The sequence below is a fragment of the Sphaerisporangium sp. NPDC049002 genome (assembly GCF_040649355.1).
Classification (GTDB): Bacteria; Actinomycetota; Actinomycetes; order Streptosporangiales; family Streptosporangiaceae; genus Sphaerisporangium.
Genome location: NZ_JBEZFH010000381.1, coordinates 1 through 3,182, shown reverse-complemented (window position 1 = coordinate 3,182; position 3,182 = coordinate 1). Strand labels below are relative to the sequence as shown.

Sequence of the window (3,182 nt, the reverse complement as noted above, 5' to 3'; positions counted from 1 at the left end):
TGTGGATCAACAAACCACTCACGTCTCAAGACGACGGCGCTTCACCACAAACCACACAAGTAGCCTGATGTCTCAACACGTTTGACAGGTTCCGCCGCGCTGATGATCCCGCGTCCCCGGGTTGGGTTGCCGGTGTGGGTGTTCGTCGGGTTCGGCGGCGCCTACTTCTCCTGGCAGTCTGCCGAGAAGCGGCACCCGGTCGCCGACCTGGAGGGCGCCGCCAACGTGCTGGCCGAGTACGTCGGCCGCTAGTAGACCGGCGCGGCGGGGCAGGGTCCCCGGGGCAAGGACGGGCTTGCCTCGGGAGCGTCACCCCGGTCTCGTCGCGCCTTTCAAGCTCCCGGCAGGTACAGAGCACGACGCACCGGCTCACCTCCACCTTTGTGCGTCCTTCCCCCGCGCTGTGTCTGCCGGGAGTCTGTGTTTCCGCCGCTGGTGCCAAGCTCGTGACAGGGGCGGAAAGCCAAGTTAGGCTCTAACTTGGTAAAACAACCTGTCGGGTGATGGACGGTCGTAATGTCGCTAGAGTCCGTGCCGCCGAAGTACGCACAACTTGTGCAAGCCCTGCAACGACGCATCGAGTCCGGGGACTACCCTCCTGGCTCCATGCTGCCGAGTGAGAACCAGCTCATCAACGAGTTCGGCGTCTCCCGGCCAACTGTCGTGGCCGCGCTGCGGGTCCTACGGGAGCAAGGGTGGGTGGAGTCGCAGCAGGGCAAGGGACGCTTCGTTCGCGGCCGTCCTGCCGTTGCCGGGGCCGAGCAGCCCCGCCCTGGACAGGCCTACCTGACTGCCCCGGAAACCGCCTCCCCAGGTGAGGTGGTGCAAGCTGCGGCCGTGGCCGTGCCCAACCGCATCGCCGTCATGCTCGACCTCACCCCCAAAAGCAAGGCCTTCCTGCGTCGCCGCGTGATCGGCAAGGATGGCGAGCCGACTGAGGTCGTGTCGGTGTGGGTGCCGTTGGAGCTGGCGGAGGGCACCGCGCTGACGCAGGTCGAACCGCTGGACCAAGGTCTTCGCGAGCATCTGCACTCCCGCAAGGGTGTGCGGTTCGACCATGTGGTGGAGCAGATCACCGCTCGGATGCCAGCGACCGAGGAGGTCAAGCAGCTGGGCATGCCGAAGGGGGCGCCGCTGCTGGTGGTGTACGGGGCGGTGCGGGATGCCGCCGGCAAGGCGCTGGCCGTGGTCGAGGTGCTGCTTCCGGCTGATCGGCATGAGCTGGAGGACATCTATCCGATCGGTTAGACGACTCTCACCACGCGAGCCCGCTTAGGTACTTGACCTACCAAGCGGGCTTCCTTATTCTCGAGATACTTGATAGGTCGAGTGCCTGTCAGTCAACAGAGGGAGTTAGCTTATGGCTCTGCAAGGTCCCATCCCCGTCACCTTCGACATGGTCTTCCCGCACGGCTGCTACGTCGTCGGGCAGGTCGAGGCGGTCAAGGACTTCGACGCCTCCACCAGCGGCCGGTTCGTCCAGTCCCGCGACAAGACCAGCGGAGAACTGGTCTGGCAGGTCGCGGTCATGGACGCCGACCCGACCGTCAAGCCCGGACAGAAGACCGTCGCGGTCAAGATCCTGACCATGGTCCAACCCGTGCCCCCGGCTCCCATGCCGGGCCTGCCCTTCACCCCGGTCGAATTCGACCACCTCACCGTCACCCCCTACGTCAACGGCAACGGCCGCCTGGCCTACTCGATCAAGGCGCGAGAGATGCGCGCTCCCCGCACCGGCTCCGCCACCACACCAACCCATCCCGGTTCCACCCCCGCCAAGCACACCGCTATCTCCGGAAAGGACGCCGCCTAATGGCACGCCGCAAGACACACCGCATCAGCACCATCACCCTCAACACCGGGCGTGGCGCTCGCGCAACCAACTACCCCTACCCAGCCCGCACCCCGGTCCTGGCGCTGGACTTCGGCGCCCTGTCGGTCCTGGTCACCACCTCGACCGGTGACGAGGTCACCGCCTCGGATCTGGAGTTCGCCCGCCAGCTCGCCTCCCAGGCCCATCAGTTCGCCACCTCGGTGGAGCGCTGCTTCCACGGCCTGCCGAACGGACGCGGGGTGGCTGCGTGAGCGAGCGCGAGCCGTACACCCAGATCAGGGCCGCGATCGACGACGGGATCACCCGCCTGGACCTGTCCTTCTACACCCCCGACCTGGCGGTCACGGTGCTGTGCATCGGCCAGGAACGGGCCTGCCTGGAGATCTCCAGCCGCGACGGGCAGGTGATCGTCTCCAGCACCGGAGGCGGCCCGGTCACCGAACGCGACATCGCCCTGGCCCGGGAACTCGCCAACGGCGCGGGGCGCTACCTGGCCGAGTGCGAGCGCCTCTACGCCAAGCGACACCTCAGCAGCAACAGCAACGTCGGCCCGAACGAGGCCTGACATGCGGTGGGGCCGCTGGAACTGGTACTTCCGGCGGCCCCTGTTCTCCCTGGACACGAAATCAAGAGAGGGCTCAAGCCTAATGTTCAAAAAGCTTCCCGGAGACGAGGCCGCGCGCCTGGTCTCCACCACCCCGGACACCGCCGTCGTCTTCCGCCCGGCCGTAGTCCAGACCCCGGCCATCCTCACTCTCATCATCGCCGCGTGGCGCATGCTGGCCGGCGCGCTGCGGCTGACCTGGCGCCACCCGATCGCCCTGGCCGCCGTCGTCGGCCTCGGCGTCATCTGGACCCGATACGGCTACCCCTTCGTCCTGGCCCTCATCGGGCTGACCGCCACGGCTGGTCTGTCGTGGACGCTGCTCGACCGCTCCTCGTTCCTGCGGCTGGTCGGCTGGCGTCTGCTGGCCTGGTGGCGGCTGGCCTCGATCTACCGGCGTCACTGGCAACCGGTGATGATCGTCTCCGGGCTTGGCCGCCATCTACGAGGCCGCGACTACCTGCCCCACCTCCTTCGCGTCACCTGCACCCCGTGGGCCGACCTGGTCACGGTGAAGATGCTCTCCGGGCAGGCCGTCACCGAGTGGACCGACCGCACCGAACACCTCGCCCACGGCTTCGGCGCACCCGCCTGCCGAATCAGCGTCGAGCGCTCCGGCCGGCTCCTGCTCACCTTCCCCCGCAGCGACCCCCTCTCTGTCAGACTCTTGTGAGACATAGGACGAATGAGTCCTCATGATGTGAAACAGAGCTAGACAGGACGATCGAGACAGTGACGATGACC

Annotated in this window: 6 protein-coding genes; all 6 read left to right on the top strand. The window is 66.8% G+C overall.

The window, feature by feature from the left end:
• The first annotated feature begins 102 nt into the window (after positions 1 to 102).
• The gene (locus tag AB0B89_RS35685) at positions 103 to 252 is read left to right on the top strand and encodes a hypothetical protein (RefSeq protein WP_358561983.1); all 150 of its coding nucleotides are present in this window, start codon (positions 103 to 105) and stop codon (positions 250 to 252) included.
• 264 nt (positions 253 to 516) lie between these two features.
• Positions 517 to 1,248: a GntR family transcriptional regulator gene (locus AB0B89_RS35680; RefSeq protein ID WP_358561980.1), complete on the top strand. Its 732-nt coding sequence runs from the start codon at positions 517 to 519 to the stop codon at positions 1,246 to 1,248.
• A 112-nt stretch (positions 1,249 to 1,360) separates the two neighbouring features.
• Positions 1,361 to 1,813: a plasmid replication, integration and excision activator gene (locus AB0B89_RS35675; protein WP_358561977.1), complete on the top strand. Its 453-nt coding sequence runs from the start codon at positions 1,361 to 1,363 to the stop codon at positions 1,811 to 1,813.
• Positions 1,813 to 2,085 carry a hypothetical protein gene (locus AB0B89_RS35670; RefSeq protein ID WP_358561974.1) on the top strand — a complete coding sequence of 91 codons (273 nt, stop codon included), beginning with the start codon at positions 1,813 to 1,815 and terminating at the stop codon, positions 2,083 to 2,085. The genes AB0B89_RS35675 and AB0B89_RS35670 overlap by 1 nt, the downstream gene beginning before the upstream one ends.
• Entirely contained in the window at positions 2,082 to 2,399 is a 318-nt protein-coding gene (locus tag AB0B89_RS35665; RefSeq protein ID WP_358561971.1) for a hypothetical protein, read from the top strand. Before AB0B89_RS35670 ends, AB0B89_RS35665 begins: the two co-directional genes overlap by 4 nt.
• A gap of 82 nt (positions 2,400 to 2,481) precedes the next feature.
• Entirely contained in the window at positions 2,482 to 3,111 is a 630-nt protein-coding gene (locus tag AB0B89_RS35660; protein WP_358561968.1) for a hypothetical protein, read from the top strand.
• Positions 3,112 to 3,182 lie beyond the last annotated feature (71 nt).

Excerpts from the sequence above, each read along its gene's own strand:
- AB0B89_RS35685 (WP_358561983.1), top strand. The coding sequence starts at position 103 with ATGATCCCGCGTCCCCGGGTTGGGTTGCCGGTGTGGGTGTTCGTCGGG.
- AB0B89_RS35680 (WP_358561980.1), top strand. The coding sequence starts at position 517 with ATGTCGCTAGAGTCCGTGCCGCCGAAGTACGCACAACTTGTGCAAGCC.
- AB0B89_RS35675 (WP_358561977.1), top strand. The coding sequence starts at position 1,361 with ATGGCTCTGCAAGGTCCCATCCCCGTCACCTTCGACATGGTCTTCCCG.
- AB0B89_RS35670 (WP_358561974.1), top strand. The coding sequence starts at position 1,813 with ATGGCACGCCGCAAGACACACCGCATCAGCACCATCACCCTCAACACC.
- AB0B89_RS35660 (WP_358561968.1), top strand. The coding sequence starts at position 2,482 with ATGTTCAAAAAGCTTCCCGGAGACGAGGCCGCGCGCCTGGTCTCCACC.